Source organism: Mesorhizobium sp. M7A.F.Ca.MR.245.00.0.0, assembly GCF_003997415.1.
Lineage (GTDB): Bacteria > Pseudomonadota > Alphaproteobacteria > Rhizobiales > Rhizobiaceae > Mesorhizobium.
Map to the genome: position 1 here is coordinate 1 of NZ_RZTE01000096.1, position 1,698 is coordinate 1,698.

Annotated in this window: 1 protein-coding gene; it reads left to right on the plus strand. The window is 63.0% G+C overall.

Going from position 1 to position 1,698, the window contains the following annotated elements:
• Positions 1 to 490 precede the first annotated feature (490 nt).
• Positions 491 to 1,297 carry a DUF2243 domain-containing protein gene (locus EOB80_RS34190; protein WP_127332379.1) on the plus strand — a complete coding sequence of 269 codons (807 nt, stop codon included), beginning with the start codon at positions 491 to 493 and terminating at the stop codon, positions 1,295 to 1,297.
• The last annotated feature ends 401 nt before the right edge of the window (positions 1,298 to 1,698 follow it).

The window sequence follows — 1,698 nt, forward strand, 5'->3', positions numbered from 1 at the left end:
GCATGCCCACCGACAAGAGCATGCCGATGACCCCCGCGATGAAGGCGAAGATCAGGTAGAGCGTTCCGATATCCTTGTGGTTTGTCGAAGACAGCCAGCGGGTGATGCCCCGCGGCTTGTGGTCTCCGCGGCTGCTCGGAGCCGCCGCCGAATATTCACTCATGAGCGTTCTCCGCTTCAGCCAGTTTCCAACAGGGCATCCGAACCATGATGTCAGTTGATTGTTCCTCCCCAGAACGCCCGACGCGAGGGAACATACGGCAGAAGCCAAGGTTCGGGTCGGGCGCGGCGTGCCCGCGGTTGAAGGATCGACATTCCATGCTGGCAGTCATTGCTGGGACTTTGGTTCTGACGACAGTGGTCGGCGGGCTGATTACGGCCTTCTGGATCGAGGCCCGTCATGATCTCCACGACCCGACGGCGGACAGGGCGATGCACCTGGAGCTGCTAACCAGACTTGGCTCTCCGGCTTCGGCGGAGTCGTCCTGATATGGACACCATCACCGCGAAACTCCATCCGGGAACGAGAGTCGGCTGGCTTCTGCTCGGCTTCGCCCTGGGCGGTTTCTTCGACGGCATCGTCCTGCACCAGATTCTGCAATGGCATCATCTTCTCTCGGGCCTCGCCGACCCAGCGGGTTCCGACCTGCGCTTCCAGATCATGGCCGACGGCCTCTTCCACTTGTTCATGTACGTGTTCGCCGTTGCCGGCACGGTGCTACTGGTGGCGGCGAGGGCAGCAGGCGGGCGGGCCGGAACGACGACCGAGATCCTTCGGCTAGCCTTCATCGGGTTCGGCGTCTGGCATCTGGTGGACGCCATTGTGTTCCATTGGCTGCTCGGCCTGCATCGGATCAAGATGAACAGCGACATGCCGCTCGCCTGGGATATTGGGTGGCTGGTCATCTTCGGAATCGTGCCGCTGCTGTTGGTGCTGGTGCTGCCCAACCGCGATGGACCGGCACGCGGTGCCTCGGCGGCTCTGACCAGCATCGTCCTGCTTGCAGGACTGGCTGCGGGCGCCGGCCCGCTCTTCAACGGTGCCGCCACTTCCGTCATCGTCTTTCGAGCTGGGATGCAACCGGACGCGATGATGCGGGCGGTTCAAGCCGCCGACACCGACCTCAAGTGGGTCGACGCCAGCGGCACCATCTGGGCGGTCGATAGGGTCTCATGGCGCGGGTTGATGACCCTGCACGCGCGCGGCGCCCTGGTCGTCGGCACAACGCCTGTCATTGCCGGATGCCTCGCCTGGACCGATGCCGCTGGTGCGAGCAGTCGCTCCGGCCAGCAGTGAGGCATCCTAGCCCGCTTCCGGAAGGTGGCGGGCTTTTTGTCGGCCGATTGCCACGACTGGTCGAAGGCAAAGAGTGGCACATTGCGGATTGGCAAAGGGTAGATTGAAGAAGAAGAGCTATCAGAAGCCCGCATTCACGAAACGTGAGCGGCTGTCGTCGGTGACGGCTTCGCGCAGCTCATCCGGGGTCTCCGGGATTATCGATTATCAAGAGAATTGCAGCTTGGAAGCCCGCTGCTGAAAGGTGGCGGGCTTTTTAGTGCATTAGTGGAACCTGACATGTCGAGGCAGGTTGGAAACGGCGGCAGCGTCCCCCGCTGCCGGGCCGAGGCCCCAAGCCTGGGCCGGGTCCGCCTCTGCCCGCCAGTAGGGGCGGACCCACTGCAACATGGCTCCGAAAA

Coding starts and splice junctions, on each gene's coding strand:
- EOB80_RS34190 (WP_127332379.1), top strand. CDS start 491: ATGGACACCATCACCGCGAAACTCCATCCGGGAACGAGAGTCGGCTGG.